General features: G+C 49.4%; 1 protein-coding gene. It reads right to left on the reverse strand.

The window, feature by feature from the left end; all coding sequences use genetic code 11:
* Window positions 1–571, reverse strand: a 571-nt coding sequence (locus tag R7Z50_RS29695) for a DMT family transporter (RefSeq protein WP_318150041.1), incomplete at both ends; no start/stop codon positions are given.

A 571-nucleotide genomic window follows, 5' to 3' on the forward strand; every position in this document is an offset into this window, starting at 1 on the left:
TAAAGCCAACGACAACCGCACCAATCAAACCGCTGTATTCTGCACTCGCGATTTTGTTGCTATCGATAGAACGGTACGCCAGCACACAAGTCGCCGCATAGATCATAATGAACAAACTTGACCCTGCCGCGACAGGGAACGCGTCCCATTGCCAAGGCTGATCCTCTATGAGCACCAACAGCAACGCAACCGGAATACCGGCCAAGTTGGTCATCAGCAAGGTTTGCATCACTGATTGGTTTTTTGGCAACTTACGAATCAACAGATTGTTGATGGCTAACGTTAACGCGACCACAAACGCTGAGATTGCTGCCCAATCAATTTGATCCGGGCGAATAATCACCAATACCCCTGCAAATCCCATTACCGCCGCAGCGACCGATTGTTTAGATAGCTGTTCACCGAAAAAAATCGCAGCGAGAGGGAGCATGATCAATGGCGCGGCATAAAAGATCGCGTTCGCAGTTGCGAGCGGCAAAGATGAGATCGCCATGACCATAAATACAGCACCCAACAGCCACACGTGAGCACGAACCGCATGCCATTTAAATCCTTCCATAAAGTTGGTTTG

This window comes from Vibrio sp. 1249-1, from assembly GCF_033340495.1.